The sequence below is a fragment of the Bacillus sp. S71 genome (assembly GCF_016625265.1).
Classification (GTDB): Bacteria; Bacillota; Bacilli; order Bacillales; family Bacillaceae_G; genus Bacillus_A; species Bacillus_A cereus.
Map to the genome: position 1 here is coordinate 17,118 of NZ_JACVUW010000019.1, position 24,554 is coordinate 41,671.

The following is a 24,554-nucleotide window of genomic DNA, read 5'->3' on the forward strand; positions in this document are numbered from 1 at the left end:
CTTACGAAGGGGGTTCCAATGTCGATATAATGACAAAGACTCAAAGAGAGAGGATGATGAAATTTGCCAACAACAAGAAAAGAAAACCTCCAATTTGGCATGATGATGTGCCTTGGAATGGTTATCGTAATGACGTTTTACAATTTACTAATGAATGAAACAGGAGGACCAATTTATATTAAAGAGATTGCATTAGAACTATTAATTGGCTTTATTATTGCGCTATTAATTGAAATAGGTATCGTTGGACCTTGTGCGAAAAAAATTGTATTCATGTTGCCATTTGATAAAACTAAGAAAATAAATATTATCGTTGCAATGGCGACAACTATGGTAATCGGAATGGTGTTCTTTATGTCATTTTTCGGTATGGCTATGATGCATTTACATGGTGGGCTACAAGGAGATTCATTTGTTTCAATTTATTTTTCGATTTTTATTAAAAATTTCATAATGGCATATCCATTACAATTAATTATTATGGGACCGCTTGTACGTTTCTTATTTGCAAAGTTTGTTATGAAAAAGAAATCTTTTAATGTAGCGTAATTTTTATTTATAAAACATTATATATAAATAAAAAAAACACATCTCGCATTTTTGAGGTGTGTTTTTTTTCATTCCAAGTTATTTTCATAGTGATGTGACATTTGTCCTTTTGCCATTATAGGATGATGGTTTTTAATTAAGTCAGAAATAAAGGATGAGGAGATGATTTTTTGAAAGGTATTCTATTTGCTGTTTTTGCGGGGATATTTATAACACTTCAAGGAACCTTTAATGCGAAACTTAGTTCACATATCGGTATATGGTCGACGAGTATTATAACCCATTTAATTGGATTCATTATTGCAACAACTGTATTTTTGTTAAAGAAAGAAGAGAAAGTAACGGATTTAAAGAGTGTAAAAAAAATATATTTAGTAGCGGGTGCATTTGGTGGATTCATTATTTGTGCAGAAACTATGGCGATATATTCACTAGGAGTTACATTGACAGCTGGCACACTAATGGTTGCTCAATTGTTAACGGCAACAGTTATTGAAATGAAAGGACTGTTTCATATAAAAAAGATACAGATGGAGAGATATCATATTGTGGGAACAATAGTAATGATTATAGGTATTGTTGTATTTAATATGTAAATGAAAGGAGGAAATGAATATGGAGAATAGATCAAGTTTAATTACGCATTATTTGAAAATCAATAAAACGCTCGAGGTTTTTTCAGAAATAGATACAGCATATTTTCAATTAAATCATTTTGAAAAAGGCGAGCTTATTTGCAATATAGATGACGAAATGGATCGTTTATATTTTGTTGTTAAAGGTAAAGTAAAAGTTTATACGATTACACCTGAAGGGAAGAAACTAATCCTTCGCTTTATCAATCCACTCGCAATTGTTGGTGATATTGAATTAATTCAAAATAGCAAAGCACATAATGTCGTTGAATCTTGTTCAGATGTTGTAGCGATTTCCATTTCTAATACGGTTATTAGAAACAAGTTATTACATGATCCTATATTTATGAAATTCTTACTTGAAAACATTGCGAACACGTTAAAAATATCGACTCGTTTTACTGCTCTTAATTTACTTTATCCTGTAGAAGTACGTGTAGCTAGTTATTTACTTTCAATTTCAACAGATAGTAACGGAAATATGTACAAAGGGGATTTGGATACGACTTCGGTAACGAGTATTGCAGACTTTATAGGGGTAAGTTATAGGCACGTAATTCGGGTATTACAAAGATTTTATAATGAAAAATTAATTGAAAAAAGTAATGGAGTTATTGTCATTAAAGATTTTTCTAGAATGAAGGAAGTCGCTAAAGATAATATATATGAGCAATGAAAGGGAGAGGAAGATTTTGATTGGATTTAGTTTAGCTATATTAGCAGGAATATTAATTAGCTTACAATCTGTTTTTAATGCAAAAGTAAATGAAAATGTAGGACAGTGGTTAACGACTACATGTGTCCTTGGAATAGGTCTCATTAGTTCTATTCTATTTTATATCATTACAGAAAACAGTATTAGCATTAAAGTGTATACTGCAAATTATTTGTTTTATGTAAGTGGACTGTTTGGCATTGGGTTAATTATTTGTATAATGGGTGCAATAAAGAGTTTAGGTCCAGCATATACGGTGCTAATTAGTCTTATTACTCAATTGGTCGTTGCGTTATGTATTGATACATTTGGATTATTTGGAATGGAGAGCATTCCATTACAAATAAATAAATTAGTTGGTATAGGTTTATTAATTGTGGGAGTAGGAATTTTTAAAAATATCTTTTCAAACAAGAGAGCTATTCGAATAACCGAGGATGAGATTTAAAGGTTATAAGGATGTTGATAATCAGATTATAGATGTTTATGTAGTGGGAATACATTTCATATATGTCTCTGTTAGTGAAGGGTCTATATATATTCGAAAAAAAACGTGAATTAGCTATTAGTGTAGTTGAAAAGAAGACGTCAATAAGTTGAGGTCTTCTTTATGTATTGTTCTGAAGTTATCAGAACTTAAGTATAAGGGAATGGGAAGTGGTTTAAGTTAAGCAGAATATACCCGAAAATAAAATATTACTTAACATATATAACTAATGAATACAATGTCTTTTTCAGTTATTAAGTTGTAAATCATTTTATGATAAAATCTTTTACATAATTTAATAAAGGGGTAGTTTTCAATGGGTTATTTCTCAAATGGTTTATTAGTTTTATTTGTGCTAATCGTATGCAGTTGTATATTTTTTGGTTGATAATATAATGAGAGTCTTATATAAAAGAAGTTATCTTAAGTGAGATAACTTCTTTTTATTTTATGTTGAGAAGGAATTCTATCTTTCTTATTGAAGTTTGTTCTAGTTATTTTTACATCGATCAGATTTGTGTAATGGGAATTTTATGAAATATAAACAAGCCAGAGAATAGGGAGTATTTACATGGAAAATAGTATACGCTACACAAGTGAACATCCTACAGATTTTAATGGATTATTATTCTTATACGAATCTTTAGGATGGAATTCTCTTAAATTAACAGTTAATGAATTGGAACAAATGTGTAAACATAGTTGGTATGCAATATATGCATTTAAAGAGGAACAATTAATTGGGATGGGGCGTGTTATATCCGATGGAGTAATAACAGGCGTTATTTGTGGTGTATGTGTATTGCCAAAATATCAGTCCATTGGTATTGGGAAAGAAATAGTGGAACGATTAATCCAGCACTGTGAACAAAACAAGGTTATTCCACAACTTATGTGTGTAGAAAAATTGCAATCTTACTATGAATCTATAGGGTTTGAGGCATTCTCTATTGGTATGACAAAACATATTATAAGATAGAGGAGCTTTATCACGCTATTTGCCGGGCAGTAAAACCCCCACTGATTAAAGTTTCACTTTATATTTTCAGTTTACTCGTACATATTTTCAAACTTTAATATAAAGGAGAATGGCTGTATGGAGATCGCTAAAGGGATAGAAATGTTACAACTTGAATTTCAAGAATTTGTTATTCATCCAATTCTTTTATGGGATGATGAAATGGCAGTATTAATAGATACGGGTTTCCCAGGACAAATTGAAGATATACAAGTAGAGATGGAAAAGGTTGGGGTATCATTTGATAAGTTAAAAGTCGTGATTTTGACGCATCAGGATATTGATCATATAGGTAGTCTTCCGGAGTTGTTGCAGCGCTGTCGAAGTAATATTAAAGTTTATGCGCACGAACTAGATAAGCCATATATCGAGGGGGATTTACCTTTATTGAAGGACGGAAATATAGAGAACCGACCAAAAGGAAAAGTGAGTGATACTGTGATTGACGGGCAAGAACTTCCGTATTGCGGTGGAATACTAATTCTTCATACTCCAGGGCATACTCCGGGTCATATTAGTTTATATTTGAAACAAAGTAAAATTCTTATTGCAGGAGACTCTATGTATAGTGTGAATGGGATGTTAGGAGGAATTCACGCCCCAACAACTATAAATATTAAGGAAGCACAGCAGTCTTTGAAGAAGTATTTAAATTTACATATTGAATCTGTAGTTTGTTACCATGGGGGATTTAGTAAGGGGAATATAAATGTTCAACTTCAAAATTTGTAAAAGTTAAAGTGAAATTTTTTGTTAAACAGCATTGAAGTATAATCTGATTATTAGTATATAAATAAATTATAAAAGAGCATGTTTGAAAAAATTCAAACATGCTCTTTTATTAAAGAAAATCAGTTTAATATGAATGACCTAATCCGTTCCAATAAAAAGAAACGATTTCTTGTGATAATTCATCTATATTTGCAAGAATAGGATTGTGATTTTCATCTTTAAAATTCCCAATTGATAATAAAGATACGAAAGCATGAGCCGCAAATTTAGCGTTCCCTTTCGGGATTTCTCCGATGTGCATCGCATTATCGAGTGCTTTTTCTAGTACTTCATACATATTATCTTCAGCATTTTTTAATTCTTTCAATTGTTCTTCAGATAACGACAGTTTTGCATCTCTCATAAAATTTTTCATATCAATATCCATCGTTGCGTGTAAGTAAACTTTAGCGAAGTCTAATAATCTTTCTTCTAACGTTTTGTTTGTAGAGAGTATTTGAGACATATTCTCACGTATACGTACCATCATTTCGATCATAGTAGCGGTAAATAAATCGGCTTTTGTTGAATAGTAATAGTAGACAGTTGCTTTCGTAACACCACAAACTTTTGCGACCTCATCCATAGAAACGACTTGATAATTTTGTGTAAGAAATAAGCGGGTTGCTACTTCTAAAATGGTTTCTTTTGTAGATTTTGTATTTTTATTTTGACGCGGCCTTCCGAGAGGACGTTGTTTTTGTTCCAAATACATTCGCTCCTGACATTTATGATTGAGATAATTATAACATAATTTTCAATCATTCTTGATTAATTAACCGACCAGTATATATAATTAATAATGGAGGAAAAAAGGAAGGTGGGTTTTTATGAAAAAGCACCCGTTACATATGTTAGGGAGGCTTGTAGCAGGGAGAAATACGCAGTGGATCACTTTATCGGTGTGGATTCTTATTACATTATTACTTTCATTTACGTTACCACAAGTAAACAGTACGAAAGAACCGAATCCGAAAAATTTACCTGAAACAGCTATGTCACTGCAAGCGGAAGCGCTTATGAAAAAAGAGTTTCCGAATAATGCAGGGAATCCGTTGTTAGTAGTATGGTATAGAGATGGTGGATTACAGTCACAGGATTATAAACTCATACAAGATGTTTATAAGGAGTTAAAAGCTAGTCCTTTAAAAGAACAATCAACGTTACCACCATTTGATACAATCCCAGAGCAAGTATTATCAAAAAGTGCATCAAAAGATGGTACATCATTTGTTACACCGGTATTTTTTAATAAATCTGCTGGTACAGATATATTAAAAGGAAATCTTGAAGAGTTTAGAAAAATAGTGAATAGTAAGGTGGATGAAGATCCATTTAAACAAAAAATAAGTGAATCTGGTTTACATGTTCGATTATCAGGACCTGTAGGTATTCAAACGGATGCAGTTAGTTTATTTAGTCAAGCAGATGTGAAATTGTTAGTGGCTACTGTACTACTAGTGTTAGTTTTGTTAATTTTACTGTATCGTTCACCAATTTTAGCGATTTTACCTATACTTGTTGTTGGCTTTGCATACGGTATTATTAGTCCTACACTCGGTTTTTTAGCTGATCACGGATGGATTAAAGTAGATGCCCAAGCGATATCAATTATGACAGTATTATTGTTTGGCGCTGGAACGGACTATTGTCTATTTTTAATTTCGAGATATAGAGAGTACTTGTTAGAAGAAGAAAGTAAATATAAAGCATTACAACTTGCGATTAAAGCTTCTGGCGGTGCAATTATAATGAGTGCATTAACTGTTGTACTTGGATTAGGAACATTACTACTTGCTCATTATGGAGCCTTTCATCGATTTGCAGTACCATTTAGTGTTGCTGTATTTATAATGGGAATCGCTGCTTTAACGATTTTACCAGCACTATTATTAATATTCGGTAGGATTGCATTTTTCCCGTTTATACCGAGAACAACTTCAATGAATGAGGAGTTTGCAAGAAAGAAAAAGAGGGCTGTAAAAGTTGAAAAATCAAAAGGCTCCTTTAGTAAAAAACTTGGAGATATTGTAGTACGAAGACCGTGGACAATAATTATGCTAACTGTATTTGTATTAGGCGGATTGGCTTCATTCGTACCACGTATTCAATACACATATGACTTATTAGAGTCGTTTCCAAAGGATATGCCTTCTCGTGAAGGGTTTACGTTAATTAGTGATCATTTCTCAGCTGGTGAACTAGCACCAATAAAAGTTGTTGTTGATACGAAAGGCAAAGAGCTTCCTATTAAACAAGAACTAGAGAAATTTTCTTTCGTAAATACAGTGAAAGAGCCAAAAGAGGGAAAAGAAAATAAGCAAATACAAATGTATGAAGTTTCTTTAGCGGAAAATCCATACTCAATTGAAGCGTTAGATCAAATTCCTAAATTGAAAAGTAGTATAGAAAAAGTATTAAAAGATGCTGGGATTAGTAATGCTAAAGATCAATTATGGATTGGTGGGGAAACAGCTTCATTATATGATACAAAGCAAATTACGGAACGTGATGAATCAGTAATTATTCCAGTAATGATTAGCATTATCGCTTTACTATTACTTGTCTACTTACGATCGGTTGTTGCGATGATTTATTTAATTGTAACTGTCGTTTTATCATTCTTCTCAGCGTTAGGAGCAGGATGGATATTACTTCATTACGGTATGGGTGCGCCGGCCATTCAAGGTGCGATACCGTTGTACGCATTCGTATTTTTAGTTGCTTTAGGTGAAGATTATAATATCTTTATGGTTTCAGAAATATGGAAAAACAGAAAGACACAAAATCACTTGGATGCAGTAAAAAATGGTGTAATACAAACAGGTAGTGTTATTACATCGGCTGGTTTAATTTTAGCAGGAACTTTTGCAGTGTTAGGTACACTTCCAATTCAAGTATTAGTTCAATTTGGTATTGTAACTGCAATTGGCGTATTACTAGATACGTTTATCGTAAGACCGTTACTTGTACCCGCGATTACAGTAGTTTTAGGCCGATTTGCTTTTTGGCCAGGTAAACTTTCAAGAAAGAGTGAAGAAATACAAAAGGTGGATGCATAGTTAAAAAAGCCAAGGATATTTTCCTTGGCTTTTTTAAATGTAGTTAATTAATTTTTTGAAGTCAAATCATCAGCTGCAGCGTGATCAGCATCTTCAATTGTTGTTTCGGGCATTCCGTATAAGCCGTTCATTGCTTGTTCTTCGATAGTAAGATTTGCAGTATTATTATTTTGAATAGATGTAGTGTTTTCAGTAACATTTTCTTTTTTATTCATATTTTTGTTATTCATGTATGTATCCTCCAAATTTCATTTGATTTATCTATAGTATGTGGATGGATTTCCAGAAATATGTGAATTGATTCTTACATATGTTATATAATTAAATGAATAATTAGGGTGAATTGTAAACTGTTAGGAGTGACAAAGTATGGTGAGAGCAAGGGAATTAGCCTTCTAAAATAAAAAGAAAATTTTAGGAGGCTATTAGAATGAAGTTTCATGTAATTGATAGAGAAGATTGGAATAGAGAGCGGTATTTTGAGCATTATTTAAAGTTGAAATGTACATTTAGTATGACTGTGAATGTTGATATCACGATGTTATTAGAGGAAGTATATCAAAAGGGAATAAAATTTTATCCCGTTTTTATATATTTAATTTCTAGAGTAGTAAATAATCATAAAAAATTTCGAACATGTTTTAACGATGAAGGAGTTTTAGGCTATTGGGAGGAAATGATACCGAGTTATACAATCTTTCATAAAGATGATAAGTCTTTTTCAAGTATATGGACGGATTATTCAAGTGATTTCCGCACTTTCTATAAAAAGTATGAAGACGATATGAGATACTATGCTAGTGTTCATGGTCTTTTCACGAAAGAAAATATTCCGCCTAATGTATTTCCGATTTCTAGCATACCTTGGACTAGTTTTACTGGATTTAATCTTAATATTAATAATGATGAAAATTTTCTATTGCCAATTATAACTTGTGGGAAATATTTTAACGAAGGAAACAAGGTTATGCTACCAGTTTCATTGCAAGTACATCATTCGGTTTGTGATGGATATGATGCGAGTAAATTTATAGAAGATTTACAGCAGTTAAGTAATACTTGCAACGAGTGGCTTAAGTAATATCTAATTTTTAATTATATAAAGTGAAACTTTAATCAGTGGGGGGGTTCAGCCCTCACCAATCGGGATTTTACGGGCAATTGATCCCCCACCTAACTTCTTTGCTTTCGCTGAATTTTGAGGTGGGGGTCTTACTGCCAGGCAAATAGCGGGATAAAATTGAAAATGAATAAAAGAAGAGAACATGTTTATATTACATGGTCTCTTTTTATTATTCATTAATACTAAGTAACTGTGGAAAATATAGGGTGATTTGTAGTTTAATAGTAAATAGAGTGATTAGTGTTAATTTTCTTATTTTTTAAAAAGGATATAAATGTTTTAATAGGGGGGAGTAAAGTGAAATTTGTAAGCATTGAAAAAGAGGAGATCCTAATTGGGAATATGGCAAATTTGTATTGTAAATTATTTGAGAAAACAAATTTCAATGAAATGATCAAGCGAATGAATAGGCATATAGAATATACAGGTTTTAAAGGTATAGTAGCAATAAATGATGAAAATGAAGTAGTTGGTTTTACTTATGGTTATCGCTCAATGGAGGGACAGTACTATAATCAATTAATGAGAGAAGCGTTACATCTAGAGCAAGTAGACGAATGGTTGCAAGATTGTTTTGAATTTGTAGAGTTAGCAGTTCACCCACAATATCAAAATAAAGGTCTTGGAACGAAATTACATAATAAATTACTAGAAGGGGTTTCAAATAGAACGAGTGTTTTAACAACACAAATAAACAATGAAAAAGCACGTTCGTTATATGAAAGATTAGATTGGATAAATGTATTGGAGCCATTTCATCCAAGTAAAAATGATGTTCCATATGTAATAATGGGAAAAGCATTAAAAACAAAAGTGAATTGATAATTATGGCATTCACAAAAATTATTGGTTTGTAATAATGAAGGGGAAAACAACAATGATATCTATAGAAAAAGCTACAATTTTAGATGCTGAGAAATTAACAGAAATAATGAAAAGAACATTTGATGCAGAAGCAAAACAATGGCTATACGGCCAAGATGATGTCATTGATTATAACATTCAACCGCCAGGATATTCTTCAGTTGAAATGATGGAATATTCCATTGAAGAATTGAATTCTTTCAAAGTTGTAATGGATAAAGAAATAATTGGAGGGATAATAGTTACGATTTCTGGTAAGTCGTATGGTCGAATTGATCGTATTTTTGTAGATCCTGTTTATCAAGGAAAAGGAATTGGATCACATGTTATGAAATTAATAGAAAAGGAATATCCAAACATAAAGATTTGGGATCTCGAAACATCTAGTAGACAAATTAATAATCATCACTTTTATAAAAAGATGGGCTACCAAATGATTTTTGAATCGGAAGATGAGTATTGTTACGTGAAAAGAATAAAAACAAGCTCAAATAAAGAGAGTGTAGTTACAAATAAAGATATGAAAAATAGTCAATACGAAAACTGTAATTTAGCAAATACAGAGTATTATCAAGTGAATTTAAAAAACAGTTCATTTGTTGGTAGCAATATAATGAATACGAATATGAGTAATTGTAATGTAAGTCAATCAAAGTTTAGAAATATAAATTTTAGATGGTCATCATATGCAGATTTAAATCTTTCTGGTAGTAAATTTAATTTGGTGACTTTAGGTGGAGTGCAATTTAAAAATACAAGTCTCGGAGATGAGAAGGAACCTATTTTATTCGATAAATGTGATTTGGAAGGTAGCACCATAAGTAATAGTAATCTGAAAAATATTGAAATAGAAAATTGTGATATAGTTGGCATGAAACTAAATGGTATTCCAATTGAAAATTTGCTTAATTTATATAATAAAGTGAAAAGTTAACCATATAGATATAGTTGTTAATCTTTTTGGAAATTAAGTATTATATTGAAATAATTATGTAAAAATGACATAAAGAAATACGGACGAGAAGGTCATTCGTGAACGTTTCTAGAATATACCACAAATATATTGTTATTTATATGGAGGAGAGAAAGATGGGGATCAACGTTAGAGCAGTAGAAATACAAGATGCTAGAGCAATTCATCGTATATGTATACAGGATGACGTTTTACCGTATATGGTTTTCTTACCTAGCATGCGTGTAGAAGCTATGGAAAATAGAATTCGAAATTTAGCACCAAATCAATTTGAATTTGTTGCAGAATATGATGGAGAAATTGTTGGGTTTGTAGGTTTAACACAAAGTCCGGGACGAAGATCTCATTCAGGCGATTTATTCATTGGGGTTGATAGTGAATATCATAATAAAGGAATTGGGAAAGCACTTCTTACGAAGATGCTTGATTTGGCTGATAATTGGTTAATGTTAGAGAGAGTAGAACTAGGTGTGTTAGAAACGAATCCAAAAGCAAAAGCTTTATATGAAAAATTTGGATTTGTAGAAGAGGGAGTAAAGATAGGGAATTTGAAAGCTCACGGAAAGTTTATTAATGAAATTATGATGAGTCGTTTTAGACCGGATGGTTTAATTGTACATAATTAGTAGTTAAAAGCATGACAGTATACTGTCATGCTTTTTTATTAGAATTTGGCTGTATTAAAAATAATACTAAACCAATAAAAATAACGGTAATTCCTAGTCCTTGTTGTAAAGAAATGGTCTCATGTAATATAAAGTACGCTAGTATACAAGTGCCAATTGTTTCACCTAAAATACTCATTGAAATTACAGTAGCACTTATCCATTTTAATAACCAATTAAAAATGGTTTGTCCTAAAATTGTAGCAATGAAAGCTAATCCAATAAAGCACAACCAAGTTTGTGTAGAGTAATGGATGAAAGATCCTTGTTGCGTGAAAGCAAATATGCCAAGAAAGCCAGCACTACTTCCATAACTAATTACCGAATATGGTATAAGTGACAAATCTTTACGAACGTGTTGGCTAATGAAAAAATAAGCAGTAATGATACCGGCAGCGATAAGTGCTAAAATATCTCCATATAAAGCTTCTCCACTAATTTGGAAATCTTGCCAGCCAATGATGATACTACCTGAAATAGCGATGAGGCAACCAATAACTGCTCCTTTCGTAAACCTCTCCTTAAATAAAAAATAACCACCAATCATTGAGAACAAAGGTTGTAACGTTACGATAACTGTAGAGCTTGCTACAGAAGTATATTGTAATGATTCAAACCATAGTACATAATGTGCAGCTAAAAATAGCCCAGATACGAATCCAAGTGCCCATTGTTTTTTCGTTAAAGTTTTTAGCTCATTTCGACTATTTTTATTAAATAGTAATAACGGTAACAGAATTAGTGTGGCAAAGAATAATCGGTAAAAAGCAATGATTGTCGCAGGAGCATCTGCCAATTTTACAAAAATAGCTGAAGTTGATAAGGCGAATACACCAAAAAATAAGATGCAATATGAAAGAATAGGTGATTTCAAAGTTTGTCCCTCCGATAGAATGTTTATTATAATAAACTTAATACGATATAATGTACAAAGGTAAGTATATAAGTCCCGGAGATAATAGGGAAGGGTTATTTACCTTTGTTTAGTATGTCAGCACAAAGACAACGAAACATGCATTATGATGGACGAAAGGAAGTTTTACTATGGTACATGATAGGCTTGGGCAAACAGTATTAAGTTATCGTAAGAAAAATAATATGACAATTCGTGAATTCGCTGATTATGCAGGGATTAGTACGTCGTTAATTAGCCAAATTGAAAGAGGACATGCTAATCCTTCTTTAAATGTTTTGGAATTAATTGCAAAAGCATTAAATGTACCGCTGTTTACACTTTTTATTAACGATATTGATACAGATTCGCTCATTTCTAAGAAAAAAGATCGAAAAAAAGTATATCGGGAAAACAATGATCACATTGTATATGATGTATTAACACCTGATTTTATGAAAGCACGTATTGAAATGTTAATGATGGATTTAAATAAACGAGCAAACACAACAGAAAGCCATTATTCCCATGAAGATAAGGAAGAGATTGCTGTAATTATGAAAGGGGAAGTGTATGTGGAATTGGAGGGAAAAGAATATTTTTTAGAAGAAGGCGATGTTGTACGTATTCCACCGAATGTGAAGCATCGATTTTTGAATAAAAGTGATGAATCGAATCACATTTTATTTGTCCTGACACCATCTTTAGGATGAAAATATAGTGATTTTTATTAGGGGAGTAAGAAAATGGGAAAAAGTATTTTAAAAGGCGGTCTTTCAATTATTTCTCAATGTAAAAAAGAAACAAATGATATTTGGCATGCACATTTTGGAGCAGCTGCAATTGCTAGTTATTTTTTTATGAAAGATAATCATATTGATGAAGAAACAGCTCGTAATATACATTCGCAAACAAGGATGATGCTAAGCAAGAAAAAAATTGGTGAGATGATTGATGATAAAAAAGAAATAGATTTTCAAATTGCGGAGAATATGATTATAAAATCTTTAGAACAAACGATTGATGAACTTCATTGGGTCGGGCATAACGTCATTTATGCGTCATTAAGCTTATTAGCTATGAAAGAGCTACAAAAATGGGGAGATAATCAAGCAATTGAAGGGATTACTACTCTTATTTTATCATTTCGAAAAACAATTCCAGGTAGATCGTGGATTGGTTATACGATGAAAGAAGTAAAACAATTAAGTTTTGAAGACGAGATACAAAGTGAATTGAGTAATCCAGCACAAGTATCTCGATTCGTTTTAAATGAGTTATCGAAATTTAATAGTATTTATCGAGCAGAATCACATCATGATTTAATTGGGCATTTGCTTACATACTCCCACGCAATTAATATAATGTACGATTTAGGACATATAGATCTATTTCAACGAGGGATACGTCCGCTTTTAAAACTAGTATACGTACTAAGAGCTAGCCAAAAGCTCAAGTTGAATACGGAAATAACTTTACACTCACCTATAGATCGATTACCTTTAATTCAATCTAAACGTGCAAATATTTTACCAACTGAAAATATATTTTGGATAAAAGACTATAGTGAATTCGATTGGGATTTTGGTCATGTATTTAAATTCTCATATAGTTATTTTAATCATATACAGAGAGCTCCAAATTATAAAGATATCACATTAGAAAAATTCCGTTATATTATTCATTCTTAATGAACGTTAATGATCTGTAAAAGGATGTTTAATCTAGTTTCTTTTTTTGTTAGTAGTATATTATTTTTTCAAATATGTAAGATTTTACATGCGTATTTTACTTTTACTAATTATGTAAGTAGGCTATACTGAAATACATACATTTTATTTTTGGAGAGATGTAAAACGACATGGAACTAGCGAAATTGGAAAAAGTAATTGAAATAAAAAAAGAAGAACTTTTATATTTAGTATCGGATTATGGAATTCAACATGAAAAAGTATTGGCATTGAGTCAAGAACTAGACAAATTAATCAATTACTTTATGTTTTTAAAATAAAGAGAACTATGACGGGGTTTGTAAATGTTATAGTTCTTTTTTATTAGGTAATTTGAAAATATATTAAAATATATTGTCTAATTTCTTACAGAATGCGCAACTTGCTAGTCGAATATAAGGACTTTTGGTTATAATAAAAAGGAATTATTAATTGTATCGGTTAGGAGCGCAGCACATATGAAAACAGTTGTTGTTATCGGTGGAGGTATAACGGGACTTTCTACTATGTTTTATTTAGAAAAATTAAAAAAGGATTATAATATCGATTTAAATTTAATTCTTATTGAGAAAGAAGAGTATTTAGGTGGTAAAATCCATAGTGTGGAAGAAAAGGATTTCATTATGGAGTCAGGGGCTGATTCAATCGTTGCTCGTAATGAACATGTTATGCCACTTGTAAAAGATTTAAATTTAGAAAATGAAATGGTATATAATGAAACGGGTATTTCTTACATATATTCTGAAAACATGTTACATCCAATTCCTTCTGATACTATATTTGGGATACCGATGAGTGCCCGGTCGTTGTTTAGCAGTACGCTAGTCTCAACGAAGGGGAAAATCGTAGCTTTAAAAGATTTCATAACGAAAAATAAAGAGTTTACGAAAGATACATCACTTGCTCTATTTTTAGAAAGCTTTTTAGGGAAAGAGTTAGTGGAAAGACAAATTGCTCCTGTGCTTTCAGGCGTATATTCTGGTAAATTGAATGAGCTTACAATGGCATCTACATTACCGTATTTACTGGATTATAAAAATAAGTATGGAAGTATTATTAAAGGTTTTGAAGAGAATAAAAAACAATTTCAATCAGCAGGAAATAAAAAATTCGTATCATTTAAGGGTGGACTATCTACGATAATTAATCGCTTAGAAGAAGTGCTGACTGAAACTGTCGTAAAAAAAGGTGCTATAACGACGGCTGTAAGTAAACAAGAAGATCGATATGAGATTTCTTTTGCAAATCATGAAACAGTACAAGCAGATTATGTTGTTTTAGCAGCTCCACATGATATAGCGCAAACTTTATTACAGTCTAATGAGTTAAATGAGCAGTTTAATACATTTAAAAACTCATCTCTTATTAGTATTTATTTAGGATTTGACATACTAGATGAACAACTACCAGCTGACGGTACGGGGTTTATTGTAACGGAAAACAGTGATTTACATTGTGATGCTTGTACATGGACAAGTCGAAAGTGGAAACATACATCGGGTAAACAAAAATTATTAGTTAGAATGTTTTATAAGAGTACCAATCCGGTATATGAAACAATCAAGGATTACAATGAAGAAGAATTAGTACGAGTAGCTTTATATGATATTGAAAAGAGTCTCGGAATTAAAGGTGAACCAGAAGTAGTTGAAGTTACAAATTGGAAAGATTTAATGCCGAAATATCATTTAGAACATAATCAAGCGGTTCAAGCATTGCAAGAAAAAATGACAAATCTTTATCCAAATGTATATTTAGCTGGTGCCTCATATTACGGTGTTGGAATTGGTGCGTGTATTGGAAATGGAAAGAATATTGCCAATGAAATAATGGCTACATTAAATAAATAATACTGTAGAATAAATAAAAACTGTTCCTTCAGCAAAATGAAGGAACAGTTTTTATTTATTTTATTTGAATGGAAATTCTATTGTTTTTTACATTGTTTTCTTTTATTGTTAATGTTATTTCTCCAGATTCTTTAAATGAATACGGTGATAGTTGATAAATATCTTTTATATCATGTTTTTCTTGTAATTTACTTATCGGTATTAATACGATATTTGGCTTCCATGTTTCTTGTTTTCCTGAAGGATATTCTATAAGTATTACCGGATTTTTTAACTGCATTTTTTTCCAAGAGACGAAATATAGTTGAACTTCTGTATCTTTTTTTAATAATTCTTCGGAGAAATAACCGAATTCGCCTACATTACCGAAAACAGTGTAGTTTTGATTTTTTAATTTAATATCTAAATAACTAGGTTGATATGTTACTGCATGATAAGTTCCATATGAAAGTGAGAGTATGGCAGCGATTAAAATACCGATTGAAAATGTCTTAAAGCTATTGCCTTTAAAGTTAGTCATCATGAAAGAGTTTGGTGTGAATTTTTTTGCGAATAAAAAAATAAGTAATATGAGTAAGAGGGATAAGCCGATGAATATATACATAGGAAATTTACACCTCCACAATAAAATAATGTATTAACTATATTTTACCATAAATGTATGGGGTAGGGTGGTTGTTTGGAAGGAGAAAATGAAGAAACAATTTTTTTTACAGTTCTTGATAATTTGAAATTCGATTTATGGAAATTATAGCGTAATGTTTGAGTAGTAATCAGAAGGTATCCAATTCGTGTATATAGAATAAAGAGGGAATGCGTCATTAGAAATGTTTGATTTATGGAACAATAAGGACTTTAGTAATTATAAATATTTTTTCTGATATAATGAATGAGTAGAGAGAAAGGAGTGATCCTATGGCATTTCCTATATTAGAAACAGAACGCTTACGTTTAGTTGAAATAGAACAATCTTATTGTCAAAAAATATATGAAATCTTTTCATTGGATGAAGTAACGTGTTATTACGGTATGAATTCTTTTACGGAGTTTGGACAAGCTTCACGTATGATCGAATCTTTTTCGAAAAATTACTTTGAGAAAAAGGCAATACGATGGGGAATTGTGTTAAAAGAAACGAACGTTTTAATAGGAACAATTGGACTAAACAATTTACAATTATGGAGTAAACGATCTGAGATTGGATATGACCTGCATCCTCGTTATTGGGGAAATGGTTATGCGTCAGAAGCGGCTCGAGAAATTATTGATTATGGGTTTAAAGATTTGGGTTTGTTTAGAATTGGAGCTATTACATATCCTGAAAATGTTACTTCTTGTAGAATGTTATCTAAAATCGGCTTTCAAAAGGAAGGTCTATTGCGCGGATATATTCATCAAGGAAATAAGCAACACGATGCATTATTGTATTCTATAGTGCGAACTGATATTGAGGACATAAATTTATAATAAAAAAAACCTCTTAATTAAAAGAGGTTTTTTTTATTATAAATTAACCTAATTTAGGTAATAAACGTTCTCCGCTTTTCATGCTACTTTTACATAAAGGGCATTTAGGCTCTTCTTCAAATGAAAAGTTCTTTCTCATCCATCCTAAACAATCCTCTGATTCACATTCCCAAACAGGGGTTTGTTCTGGTGGTACTTCTGCTACATCGTTCTTTCGATTGCGATACATGTAACCACTCCTTTTATGTAAAAAATTTTAGTTATATATTAAAAAGGTTGTTAACCTTGCTGGTAACAACCTTTTTATTGTTTGAATTATAGCTTTACAACGTTTTTAGCTTGAGGTCCGCGGTTACCTTCTTCAACTTCGAAGCTAACTTCTTGACCTTCGTCTAGAGACTTGAAGCCGTCGCCAGTGATAGCTGAGAAGTGAACGAATACGTCGTTACCGTCTGCAACTTCGATGAAACCGAAACCTTTTTCGCTGTTAAACCATTTTACTTTACCTGTTAATGTCATGGTAATGCCTCCTAAAAGTAGAAAAATTACAATATGATCGGCCTTATTTGAATGAAAATAAAAGTTCACATATTATCAAAAACCCATAAGGAGTACAAAATGTCCCTGATTGATACTTGATAATATGCAAAGAAAATATAGTGTTAAATTGACCTTAATTACTATCTTACAACAAATGGTGGGAAATAGCAAGTGCTGGTAATACCACTGACTAATCTGGGTGATAATAGTAAAGGCACAAAGGCACCTCTTTTATTTATATATTATTCCTAATTTGAATTTATTCCAAACAAAAATCATTTATATGAAAAAATAAGTTTAAATAAAAGGCTAAATATTATTTTAATATTGCTGATGAGTACCATAATTAGGAGGATAGAATATTGCAAAATAAACAATTTAAAATAATTGAAGCAGCAAAAGAAGGAAGAAGAAAAGTTCATCCTGTTTTTGCTGTCATACTCGCGATTATATTTTTAACTTTAGGTGAATTATTTATGTTGTTTATGCTGATTTTACCGAAAGCAGAAACAACTTTTATGAAGGCGATTTATAGCGACATTGAGATGATATTAACGTTTGGCGGCGCAATATTTTTTGTGTTTTTATGGATTAGATTTGTAGAGAAAAGATCATTTTCATCCATTGGTTTTTGGGGGAATCAATGGATAAGAAAATATTTGAGAGGTGCATTAATAGGATTTGTTTTCATTTCAATACCAGTAATTTTACTCCTATTAGCAGGAGTTGTAATATTACAAATACAAAAAATTACAGTAACCGCTATATTGGGTATTGTAGGTTCTTTAGTCGCATTTTTAATACAAGGGGCAACAGAAGAAATTATTGTACGAGGTTGGTTATTCCCGGTTCTTTCTGTTAGAAGTCGTATATGGGTTGGGATTGTTGTGACGTCTTTCTTATTTGGTTTTCTTCATTTACTTAATCCAGGTATTACAATTCTTTCAATATCGAATATAATATTAGTTGGTGTATTTGCAGCTTTTTACGTTTTAAAAGACAGTAGTCTGTGGGGGATTTGCGCATGGCATTCCATTTGGAATTGGGCACAATATAACGTCTACGGTTTTGCAGTTAGCGGGATGACCATATATTCAACGCCGTTATTTAAACCTGCAACAAATGGCCCCGTATTCCTTCATGGAGGCACGTTTGGAATTGAAGGTAGTATCATTACAACAATCATGCTCACTATCGCTTCAATTGTTTTATGGAGAAAGTTATGGGGAAGAAAAGCGAAACAATGAAATTTTAGTTAATGAAAGAGGGGGAAACTATGGGGATAATAGCATTTGAGGGAGCAAGCGCTGTTGGTAAAAGTACCACGTGCCGTGAATTAGAAAAGAATTATGGTGCTTATATAATACCTGAAGTGAATTCTTTATTTGAAAGGCCAAAAAATGAACATAGAACATGGTATTTTGAAAAACAAGTTGAGCGCTGGAATATAGCTGTTCAGAAGTCAGAGCAATATGAATTAGTAATACTCGATGGGGATATATATCAACCACTTAGTTATAATTGGTGCTTTCATTTTGATATATTTAATCAGCCATTATCTTTAATAGAAAATTTTTATAAAGAAAAGATGATAAATAGGGAAATTGGTTTTCCGGATCAATATTTTTATTTATATACGAACGATGAAGAACTTAGAAAGCGGAAAGTATCTGATGAGACGAAAAGAAGAAGAAACTTTGAAAAACATTTACATATATCAAAATCGTTTCAGCGTTATTATGAAAATTTAAATACTGTTACAGATGGGTATTGTAAATTAATTGAGGCGAAAAGTGTAAGAAATAATGAATTAGAAATAGTGAGAAACTCAAAAAATTTGAATGTGTGTGAAGAAAGACGCTTTGATGTTTCGAGGTTAGATGCTATTACGAAGTGGTTAAAAGAAAATCGTGCATAAAGTAAAAACAACGAGTGTTGTAGAACGCGCTCGTTGTTTTTTGCTTCTTTATAAATATAAAGGAAAAATTTGTAGAATACTTTCAGTATTTAACAGAATAATCTTTCAATTTTAAAGAAAAAGAAATACAATATGAGAAAGTATATATAAATAATATGATAGGGGATGGGATGCGATATTTTAAATGAAGTAACAGTTTTTATATAAAAAATAATTAGGTATTCAGAACAGAGATATTTGGGAGGAAACAAGCGCGATGAAAACACTATTTAAAATAATCGGTATTCTAGCTGGTATGGCGGTAATCGGAGTAGGTTTAACATATGGTATGCTGCATTATTTAAATAATAGTAAACCAGCTGCGAAAAAGGCATCACCAGCTGCTCCAGCAGTAGAAGTATTAGCTGATAGTAACGTAAAAGCAGAAGATGCAAAGCTTTTAGAGAATGGCAATTATTCATTGCCAAATAGTGGTTTTAATAAAAATTTTAAATGGACAGATGAGAACATACAGACAGCATTACATGAAATGGCACATCAAAAAGCGAAAGCTGATCAAAAGTGGGGCTATATTTTTATTACACAAGAGCGGATTGAAAGCTTAATTGATATTGTAAAGAGTAATGATCTTGTACAGGGAAGTACATATGTAGAAATTTTAGAACGATGGAAACAAGGAAAATATGAAAAGGTTGATGGGGATCACAATAAGATTTGGAAATTACAAAGTGGGAATTTAGGAGAAGGAAAAGGAGTAATGTCGGAAGCTGAGCAAAAAGAATTAATTAATCAAGTGTTTATGAACAAAGGTACATATTCAGGTAGTAAATTAATTGCAGGTGGCGGACAGACTAATAAATAATATACTAATTAATGTAAGAGAGTAATTGCTTATTAGGCAATTACTCTTTTTAAATGTACTTCTTAATATCTTAATCTTGTTCAAGTAAGGAAAGAAACGACTGTAACACCGGGGAAATCCATCTGGATTTATGATAGATTACATGACTTTGAATAACGGATGGAGTTTCGATAGGCTGAAAACATAGTTGTTCTTTTTGACAACTTTCCTGTACAACGATATAAGGAAGAATTGAAATGCCTAACTCACACATGACGGATTGTTTAATGACTTCAACATTGGAAGTTTCAAATGTTTTAGCTGGAATATTTCCGCTTTGACGTAAAAAACGATCTACCATTGTCCTATAGCCGCAACTTTGTTCTGTAAAAATGAACTGAGTTTCCTGTAATAACTGGAATGGATTTGTATGTGCAGCGGAATAAGCTGGTAAAATCCATCCAAATGTTTCATTACTAAAAGTACGCGTAATAAAATCATTATGTTCTATACTTTCTCCAATTATGAAGACAACGTCTGTTTCTCCTTCACGTAATTTTTGTAATGCTTGTTCATTTGTGTTTGTTTCAAGTACGATATTTACTTTCGGATTTTTCTGTTTGTAAGTACGTAATAATTGTGGTAATCGGTATACCGCTAATGATTCATTAGATGTAATACTTAATGTACCTTCTAAATAATCTGTATTTTGGGGGATTTCTTGCGCTTTTTCATATATTGAAAGTAATTCTAATGCATAAGGATGAAATTGATGACCTGCTTTTGTAAGTAGCACTTTTTTCCCTAACCGATCGAAAAGAGGAATATGTAAATCGTTCTCTAAAGCTTTCATATGTGCTGTAACAGTAGATTGCGCATAACCTAGCGCGTGCGCAGCTTTAGAAAAATTACCATACTTCACAATGGCGCAAAATGTTTTAACATGTCTCATTTCCATAAGCGATCCCTCTTTTATTATCATGATTTGTGAATGATTATATCATGTATTTTAATTTTCCAAATGATTAAATTCTGTATAAAATGAAATTGTAGAAATATTCATTCAGGTGATATTGGAGGAGAACAGATGATCAAAAAGGGCTATCATGTAGCTGTTGTTGGGGCTACAGGTGCGGTAGGGCAAAAAATTATTGAACTGTTAGAGAATGAAATGAAGTTTAATATAGTTGAAGTTACATTGCTTTCGTCAAAACGATCCGCTGGTAAGAAAGTAAGATTCAAAGGACGAGAGATAATTATACAAGAGGCAAAAACAACTAGCTTTGAAGGTGTAGATATTGCCTTTTTTAGCGCTGGGGGAGAAGTATCTAGACAATTTGTAACTCATGCAGTTTCTAGTGGTGCGATTGTAATTGATAACACAAGTGAGTACCGAATGGCACAAGATGTACCGCTCGTTGTTCCGGAAGTGAATGCGCACACTTTAAAACAGCATAAAGGTATCATTGCAGTTCCAAATTGTTCAGCATTACAGATGGTAACAGCACTTCAGCCGATTCGAAAATCATTTGGTTTAGAAAGAATTATCGTTTCAACATATCAAGCTGTATCGGGTTCTGGCATTCATGCGATTCATGAATTACGAGAGCAGGCTAAGTCTATACTTGCAGGTGAAGAAGTGAAGAGTGATATATTACCGGTGAAAAAAGATAAAAAACATTATCCAATAGCATTTAATGTACTGCCTCAAGTAGATATATTTACAGACAATGATTTTACTTTTGAAGAAGTCAAAATGATTCAAGAAACGAAGAAAATATTAGAAGATGAAAACCTGAAAATGGCAGCTACTTGTGTACGTGTTCCAGTTGTATCGGGGCATTCAGAATCGGTTTATATAGAACTGGAAAAAGAAGCAAGCGTTGCGGAAATCAAGGGAATACTAATGGATGCACCAGGTGTTATTTTGCAGGATAACCCTAGTGAACAGCTGTATCCAATGCCATTATATGCAGAAGGGAAAATAGATACATTTGTCGGAAGAATACGTAAAGATCCTGATACGCCAAACGGATTCCACCTCTGGATTGTTTCCGATAACCTATTAAAAGGTGCGGCTTGGAATTCAGTTCAAATCGCAGAGACTTTAGTGGAAAAGGGGATACTTTAATATAGTTTAAAAAACTGGGGAATCGTTAATGACTCCCCAGTTTGTATTTCATAATTGTTTTCTTTATTTCGGCCGACTTTAATTAAAATTAGTCGTTATTGAATTTTTATAAATATCTACTTTATGTGCAGTGAAGCGTAAGGTTTTGGATTCTGCATGAATTGTAAGATTAATAATAATCGATAACGGCATTTCGACCGTTTTCACAATATCTTCTATAGCAATATACTCATTTTTTGCTTCCTTATAATAAACAACAGAACGAATTACGGCCTCGTCACCTTCAATATCAATTTCACACATCATAGGGAATTTTTCACCATTATGTAAGAATAATTCGCCTAGTACGATTGAACCGTTTAATTCTTCTGTAAAATTAGTAGTTGCCGCTGGTTTTACCCATGTTTCGTCATGTTCTTCGTTTTCCTCTTCATCTATTGCCCATTCCCAAATGGGGTTTTGTTTTAGGTCCTCAATAGTTAATTTATCAATTGGTTTGCAACTACTCATACATAAATTCTCCTTTTATTTTGATAAATAAGTTTTTTGATTTCATGAATTAGATGATTGCTTATAAGTGGGTTTAACAAAGTATTTTGCTCATTTGATATCCAAACTACTGTATTTTGAAATAAAGCTATTACAGCAATATTAACAAAACTTTAATTGTCTAGTAAATAATTATTAGTGGAGATATTAAAAGGGGATGGTGTTAAAGAAAGATAGTAAAAAACATCAAGGATGAATGAAATCCATTTGGTACGATATGGATATATCCAATGTGAGGGGGAGTTTGATGTATCAAGTAAAGGGGTATTTTTCATCATTAAAAGGAAGTTATTATGAGATTGGAAAGCAACAAGGGGAATTCGTGAAACAAAATCCATATCTCATCCCGCAATTTATACACGAAGAAAATGTAATATCTAATAACCATTGGACAGAATCGAGAAATATACTAAACAAACATTGTCTAGGCATAAATGAAGAAATTGAGGGGTTTTGTGAAGTGTTAAAAATTCCTTCAAAAAATATGATGTATTACTATCAAACACTATTGAAAGCAGGTTGTAGTCATTGTGCAGTATTACCTAAAAAGACCGATTTAGAGCACACATATGTATTAAGGAATTATGATTTGTCACCAGTAATAGATGATATGCGTTTTTGTTCAACTCATGTTGAAGGTGCGTATGCACATAGTGGCTTTTCTACTCAATATTTTGGCCGAACGGAAGGGATAAACGAGCATGGATTAGCTGTTACATTTTCAGCATGTGGTCAACCAGTAGGAAATATTGCAGGTTTAAGAAAGCCAATGGTGAGTGGTTTACAATGTTTTGCGGTAATTCGATTGTTGTTGGAGAAATGTAAAAATGTGCAGGAAGCTAAGTTACTAATAGAAGAAATCCCAATTGCTAGTAATATTAATTTAATAATAGCTGATCCTTTAAATGCAGCATATATTGAAATATTTGACGGTCATAAATCCACAATAACGATTGATGGTGAAAAACAAGCTTTTATTGTATCAACAAACCATGCAGTTAGTTCATCAATTCAGAAATTAAATAATAGGAAATTAGAACAATCAACAAAGAGATATCACCTTTTACATGAGCATTTAAATAGATGTGAACAAGTAAGCATAGAGTCTTTAAAAAAGTTAGTAGAAGAAGAATATCCTGCTGGACTTACTGTGCATAACTATGAAGAATGGTTTGGAACTTTACATTCTGTATTATTCGATTTACATGATCGTACAATGAAGATTTGTTTCGGATCACCACTTTTAAACGACTGGTATTCATTGAAAGTTGGAGGAAGTATGCCGTTTTCTGAGGTGAACGTGAACTTTAAAAATAAAACTTATACTGACTTTTGGAAGGAAGATAAGAATGAATTGATACCTAAAAGATAAATGGGATAAGATGGTGATGTAAAGAGTGCATTTATACTGGAGGGATTATCAATACTAAAAGTTACGTTACCATTTGTTCTTATCTTTTTTCTTGTCATTGCGATGTATATTGCTTATCAAAAGAGAAAAAAGTCTGGGATAAAAGGATTGAAAAGTGCGGTAACTTCTATTTGCTTCTTTTCACTTGCAATCTTAAATATGTTTGTATATTGGTTTCATTTTGGCGGTGCTTTTACTTGGTTATTTTCAATTGTATTATTGCTAGTTGGTGCATATTTTACTAAATATATTCCAATATCTAAAAAGGTACATTAAAGTTTATAAGAGTTAAATATAATGTTTACTTTGTTTTGAAAAGAGATTATTCTACTAAATTGTTGTGAAACGGTTTCATAGGATAAT

Annotated in this window: 30 protein-coding genes; 22 read left to right on the forward strand and 8 right to left on the reverse strand. The window is 31.8% G+C overall.

Features of this window, described 5'->3' with window-relative positions:
* Positions 1-63 precede the first annotated feature (63 nt).
* The 6 genes from IBT51_RS24860 (at position 64) to IBT51_RS24885 (ending at position 4,136) form a co-directional block, all read left to right on the forward strand.
* Positions 64-549, forward strand: a complete 486-nt coding sequence (locus IBT51_RS24860; RefSeq protein ID WP_200458563.1) for a DUF2798 domain-containing protein — start codon at positions 64-66, stop codon at positions 547-549.
* A gap of 170 nt (positions 550-719) precedes the next feature.
* Complete coding sequence (locus IBT51_RS24865; RefSeq protein ID WP_000676258.1) at positions 720-1,145, forward strand: DMT family transporter; 426 nt, start codon at positions 720-722, stop codon at positions 1,143-1,145.
* A 19-nt stretch (positions 1,146-1,164) separates the two neighbouring features.
* Positions 1,165-1,860: a Crp/Fnr family transcriptional regulator gene (locus tag IBT51_RS24870; RefSeq protein WP_200458562.1), complete on the forward strand. Its 696-nt coding sequence runs from the start codon at positions 1,165-1,167 to the stop codon at positions 1,858-1,860.
* 16 nt (positions 1,861-1,876) lie between these two features.
* Positions 1,877-2,347 (forward strand): DMT family transporter, encoded by a 471-nt coding sequence (locus IBT51_RS24875; protein WP_061667012.1) that lies wholly within the window; start codon positions 1,877-1,879, stop codon positions 2,345-2,347.
* 610 nt (positions 2,348-2,957) lie between these two features.
* Positions 2,958-3,365: a GNAT family N-acetyltransferase gene (locus IBT51_RS24880; protein WP_071730175.1), complete on the forward strand. Its 408-nt coding sequence runs from the start codon at positions 2,958-2,960 to the stop codon at positions 3,363-3,365.
* A 117-nt stretch (positions 3,366-3,482) separates the two neighbouring features.
* Positions 3,483-4,136 (forward strand): MBL fold metallo-hydrolase, encoded by a 654-nt coding sequence (locus IBT51_RS24885; RefSeq protein ID WP_053564539.1) that lies wholly within the window; start codon positions 3,483-3,485, stop codon positions 4,134-4,136.
* A 124-nt stretch (positions 4,137-4,260) separates the two neighbouring features.
* On the opposite strand, the gene IBT51_RS24890 is transcribed toward IBT51_RS24885, so the two are convergent.
* Positions 4,261-4,884: a TetR/AcrR family transcriptional regulator gene (locus IBT51_RS24890; RefSeq protein ID WP_071730177.1), complete on the reverse strand. Its 624-nt coding sequence runs from the start codon at positions 4,882-4,884 to the stop codon at positions 4,261-4,263.
* Between the two features lie 121 nt (positions 4,885-5,005).
* On the opposite strand from IBT51_RS24890, the gene IBT51_RS24895 reads away from it, so the two are divergent.
* Complete coding sequence (locus tag IBT51_RS24895; protein ID WP_078400272.1) at positions 5,006-7,237, forward strand: MMPL family transporter; 2,232 nt, start codon at positions 5,006-5,008, stop codon at positions 7,235-7,237.
* Positions 7,238-7,284: 47 nt separating this feature from the next.
* On the opposite strand, the gene IBT51_RS24900 is transcribed toward IBT51_RS24895, so the two are convergent.
* The gene (locus IBT51_RS24900; protein ID WP_001060657.1) at positions 7,285-7,467 is read right to left on the reverse strand and encodes a DUF4021 domain-containing protein; all 183 of its coding nucleotides are present in this window, start codon (positions 7,465-7,467) and stop codon (positions 7,285-7,287) included.
* Between the two features lie 200 nt (positions 7,468-7,667).
* Between IBT51_RS24900 and catA the strand changes: the two genes are divergently transcribed.
* From catA to IBT51_RS24920, 4 genes are all read left to right on the forward strand, one after another.
* The gene (gene catA / locus IBT51_RS24905; protein ID WP_000668543.1) at positions 7,668-8,318 is read left to right on the forward strand and encodes a type A chloramphenicol O-acetyltransferase; all 651 of its coding nucleotides are present in this window, start codon (positions 7,668-7,670) and stop codon (positions 8,316-8,318) included.
* Between the two features lie 339 nt (positions 8,319-8,657).
* Positions 8,658-9,182, forward strand: a complete 525-nt coding sequence (locus IBT51_RS24910; protein ID WP_071730214.1) for a GNAT family N-acetyltransferase — start codon at positions 8,658-8,660, stop codon at positions 9,180-9,182.
* Positions 9,183-9,219: 37 nt separating this feature from the next.
* Positions 9,220-10,158: a GNAT family N-acetyltransferase gene (locus IBT51_RS24915; RefSeq protein ID WP_071730182.1), complete on the forward strand. Its 939-nt coding sequence runs from the start codon at positions 9,220-9,222 to the stop codon at positions 10,156-10,158.
* 155 nt (positions 10,159-10,313) lie between these two features.
* Positions 10,314-10,823, forward strand: a complete 510-nt coding sequence (locus IBT51_RS24920) for a GNAT family N-acetyltransferase (RefSeq protein ID WP_063547205.1) — start codon at positions 10,314-10,316, stop codon at positions 10,821-10,823.
* Positions 10,824-10,848: 25 nt separating this feature from the next.
* Here the strand turns inward: IBT51_RS24920 and IBT51_RS24925 are convergent, their stop codons facing one another.
* Complete coding sequence (locus IBT51_RS24925; RefSeq protein WP_098679774.1) at positions 10,849-11,736, reverse strand: DMT family transporter; 888 nt, start codon at positions 11,734-11,736, stop codon at positions 10,849-10,851.
* A gap of 170 nt (positions 11,737-11,906) precedes the next feature.
* Between IBT51_RS24925 and IBT51_RS24930 the strand changes: the two genes are divergently transcribed.
* The 4 genes from IBT51_RS24930 to IBT51_RS24945 all read left to right on the forward strand — a co-directional run bounded on the left by IBT51_RS24930 (position 11,907) and on the right by IBT51_RS24945 (position 15,334).
* Positions 11,907-12,467 carry a helix-turn-helix domain-containing protein gene (locus tag IBT51_RS24930; RefSeq protein ID WP_098127490.1) on the forward strand — a complete coding sequence of 187 codons (561 nt, stop codon included), beginning with the start codon at positions 11,907-11,909 and terminating at the stop codon, positions 12,465-12,467.
* A 33-nt stretch (positions 12,468-12,500) separates the two neighbouring features.
* Positions 12,501-13,445: a hypothetical protein gene (locus tag IBT51_RS24935; protein WP_098679773.1), complete on the forward strand. Its 945-nt coding sequence runs from the start codon at positions 12,501-12,503 to the stop codon at positions 13,443-13,445.
* A gap of 170 nt (positions 13,446-13,615) precedes the next feature.
* Positions 13,616-13,765 (forward strand): aspartyl-phosphate phosphatase Spo0E family protein, encoded by a 150-nt coding sequence (locus IBT51_RS24940; protein WP_000417698.1) that lies wholly within the window; start codon positions 13,616-13,618, stop codon positions 13,763-13,765.
* A gap of 177 nt (positions 13,766-13,942) precedes the next feature.
* The gene (locus tag IBT51_RS24945) at positions 13,943-15,334 is read left to right on the forward strand and encodes a protoporphyrinogen oxidase (RefSeq protein ID WP_098976123.1); all 1,392 of its coding nucleotides are present in this window, start codon (positions 13,943-13,945) and stop codon (positions 15,332-15,334) included.
* Positions 15,335-15,389: 55 nt separating this feature from the next.
* Here IBT51_RS24945 and IBT51_RS24950 read toward each other — a convergent pair whose 3' ends face one another.
* Positions 15,390-15,938: a hypothetical protein gene (locus IBT51_RS24950; protein ID WP_200458561.1), complete on the reverse strand. Its 549-nt coding sequence runs from the start codon at positions 15,936-15,938 to the stop codon at positions 15,390-15,392.
* A 311-nt stretch (positions 15,939-16,249) separates the two neighbouring features.
* On the opposite strand from IBT51_RS24950, the gene IBT51_RS24955 reads away from it, so the two are divergent.
* Positions 16,250-16,801 (forward strand): GNAT family N-acetyltransferase, encoded by a 552-nt coding sequence (locus IBT51_RS24955; protein ID WP_000885398.1) that lies wholly within the window; start codon positions 16,250-16,252, stop codon positions 16,799-16,801.
* 43 nt (positions 16,802-16,844) lie between these two features.
* Here the strand turns inward: IBT51_RS24955 and IBT51_RS24960 are convergent, their stop codons facing one another.
* Positions 16,845-17,030: a cold-shock protein gene (locus tag IBT51_RS24960; protein WP_000286203.1), complete on the reverse strand. Its 186-nt coding sequence runs from the start codon at positions 17,028-17,030 to the stop codon at positions 16,845-16,847.
* An 86-nt stretch (positions 17,031-17,116) separates the two neighbouring features.
* Positions 17,117-17,320, reverse strand: a complete 204-nt coding sequence (gene cspD / locus IBT51_RS24965) for a cold-shock protein CspD (RefSeq protein ID WP_000176366.1) — start codon at positions 17,318-17,320, stop codon at positions 17,117-17,119.
* Between the two features lie 383 nt (positions 17,321-17,703).
* Between cspD and IBT51_RS24970 the strand changes: the two genes are divergently transcribed.
* The 3 genes from IBT51_RS24970 (at position 17,704) to IBT51_RS24980 (ending at position 20,121) form a co-directional block, all read left to right on the forward strand.
* Positions 17,704-18,588 carry a CPBP family intramembrane glutamic endopeptidase gene (locus IBT51_RS24970; protein ID WP_200458560.1) on the forward strand — a complete coding sequence of 295 codons (885 nt, stop codon included), beginning with the start codon at positions 17,704-17,706 and terminating at the stop codon, positions 18,586-18,588.
* 11 nt (positions 18,589-18,599) lie between these two features.
* Positions 18,600-19,259 (forward strand): AAA family ATPase, encoded by a 660-nt coding sequence (locus tag IBT51_RS24975; protein ID WP_119683340.1) that lies wholly within the window; start codon positions 18,600-18,602, stop codon positions 19,257-19,259.
* A 256-nt stretch (positions 19,260-19,515) separates the two neighbouring features.
* A complete protein-coding gene (locus IBT51_RS24980) occupies positions 19,516-20,121 on the forward strand; it encodes a PRK06770 family protein (RefSeq protein WP_053564524.1) in 606 nt (201 codons plus the stop codon).
* 70 nt (positions 20,122-20,191) lie between these two features.
* Here the strand turns inward: IBT51_RS24980 and IBT51_RS24985 are convergent, their stop codons facing one another.
* Entirely contained in the window at positions 20,192-21,058 is an 867-nt protein-coding gene (locus IBT51_RS24985) for a LysR family transcriptional regulator (protein ID WP_069355584.1), read from the reverse strand.
* A 129-nt stretch (positions 21,059-21,187) separates the two neighbouring features.
* On the opposite strand from IBT51_RS24985, the gene IBT51_RS24990 reads away from it, so the two are divergent.
* Complete coding sequence (locus IBT51_RS24990; RefSeq protein ID WP_000591705.1) at positions 21,188-22,231, forward strand: aspartate-semialdehyde dehydrogenase; 1,044 nt, start codon at positions 21,188-21,190, stop codon at positions 22,229-22,231.
* A gap of 78 nt (positions 22,232-22,309) precedes the next feature.
* On the opposite strand, the gene IBT51_RS24995 is transcribed toward IBT51_RS24990, so the two are convergent.
* Positions 22,310-22,741, reverse strand: a complete 432-nt coding sequence (locus IBT51_RS24995) for a hypothetical protein (RefSeq protein WP_000093107.1) — start codon at positions 22,739-22,741, stop codon at positions 22,310-22,312.
* Between the two features lie 286 nt (positions 22,742-23,027).
* On the opposite strand from IBT51_RS24995, the gene IBT51_RS25000 reads away from it, so the two are divergent.
* Positions 23,028-24,152: a C45 family autoproteolytic acyltransferase/hydrolase gene (locus IBT51_RS25000; protein WP_069355585.1), complete on the forward strand. Its 1,125-nt coding sequence runs from the start codon at positions 23,028-23,030 to the stop codon at positions 24,150-24,152.
* Positions 24,153-24,203: 51 nt separating this feature from the next.
* Positions 24,204-24,467, forward strand: coding sequence for a hypothetical protein (locus IBT51_RS25005; protein WP_142238913.1), 264 nt, complete (start codon positions 24,204-24,206; stop codon positions 24,465-24,467).
* Positions 24,468-24,554 lie beyond the last annotated feature (87 nt).

Coding starts and splice junctions, on each gene's coding strand:
- IBT51_RS24870 (WP_200458562.1), top strand. CDS start 1,165: ATGGAGAATAGATCAAGTTTAATTACGCATTATTTGAAAATCAATAAA.
- IBT51_RS24880 (WP_071730175.1), top strand. CDS start 2,958: ATGGAAAATAGTATACGCTACACAAGTGAACATCCTACAGATTTTAAT.
- IBT51_RS24885 (WP_053564539.1), top strand. CDS start 3,483: ATGGAGATCGCTAAAGGGATAGAAATGTTACAACTTGAATTTCAAGAA.
- IBT51_RS24895 (WP_078400272.1), top strand. CDS start 5,006: ATGAAAAAGCACCCGTTACATATGTTAGGGAGGCTTGTAGCAGGGAGA.
- IBT51_RS24900 (WP_001060657.1), bottom strand. CDS start 7,467: ATGAATAACAAAAATATGAATAAAAAAGAAAATGTTACTGAAAACACT.
- catA (WP_000668543.1), top strand. CDS start 7,668: ATGAAGTTTCATGTAATTGATAGAGAAGATTGGAATAGAGAGCGGTAT.
- IBT51_RS24915 (WP_071730182.1), top strand. CDS start 9,220: ATGAAGGGGAAAACAACAATGATATCTATAGAAAAAGCTACAATTTTA.
- IBT51_RS24920 (WP_063547205.1), top strand. CDS start 10,314: ATGGGGATCAACGTTAGAGCAGTAGAAATACAAGATGCTAGAGCAATT.
- IBT51_RS24930 (WP_098127490.1), top strand. CDS start 11,907: ATGGTACATGATAGGCTTGGGCAAACAGTATTAAGTTATCGTAAGAAA.
- IBT51_RS24935 (WP_098679773.1), top strand. CDS start 12,501: ATGGGAAAAAGTATTTTAAAAGGCGGTCTTTCAATTATTTCTCAATGT.
- IBT51_RS24940 (WP_000417698.1), top strand. CDS start 13,616: ATGGAACTAGCGAAATTGGAAAAAGTAATTGAAATAAAAAAAGAAGAA.
- IBT51_RS24945 (WP_098976123.1), top strand. CDS start 13,943: ATGAAAACAGTTGTTGTTATCGGTGGAGGTATAACGGGACTTTCTACT.
- IBT51_RS24950 (WP_200458561.1), bottom strand. CDS start 15,938: ATGTATATATTCATCGGCTTATCCCTCTTACTCATATTACTTATTTTT.
- IBT51_RS24955 (WP_000885398.1), top strand. CDS start 16,250: ATGGCATTTCCTATATTAGAAACAGAACGCTTACGTTTAGTTGAAATA.
- IBT51_RS24960 (WP_000286203.1), bottom strand. CDS start 17,030: ATGTATCGCAATCGAAAGAACGATGTAGCAGAAGTACCACCAGAACAA.
- cspD (WP_000176366.1), bottom strand. CDS start 17,320: ATGACATTAACAGGTAAAGTAAAATGGTTTAACAGCGAAAAAGGTTTC.
- IBT51_RS24975 (WP_119683340.1), top strand. CDS start 18,600: ATGAAAGAGGGGGAAACTATGGGGATAATAGCATTTGAGGGAGCAAGC.
- IBT51_RS24980 (WP_053564524.1), top strand. CDS start 19,516: ATGAAAACACTATTTAAAATAATCGGTATTCTAGCTGGTATGGCGGTA.
- IBT51_RS24985 (WP_069355584.1), bottom strand. CDS start 21,058: ATGGAAATGAGACATGTTAAAACATTTTGCGCCATTGTGAAGTATGGT.
- IBT51_RS24990 (WP_000591705.1), top strand. CDS start 21,188: ATGATCAAAAAGGGCTATCATGTAGCTGTTGTTGGGGCTACAGGTGCG.
- IBT51_RS24995 (WP_000093107.1), bottom strand. CDS start 22,741: ATGAGTAGTTGCAAACCAATTGATAAATTAACTATTGAGGACCTAAAA.
- IBT51_RS25000 (WP_069355585.1), top strand. CDS start 23,028: ATGTATCAAGTAAAGGGGTATTTTTCATCATTAAAAGGAAGTTATTAT.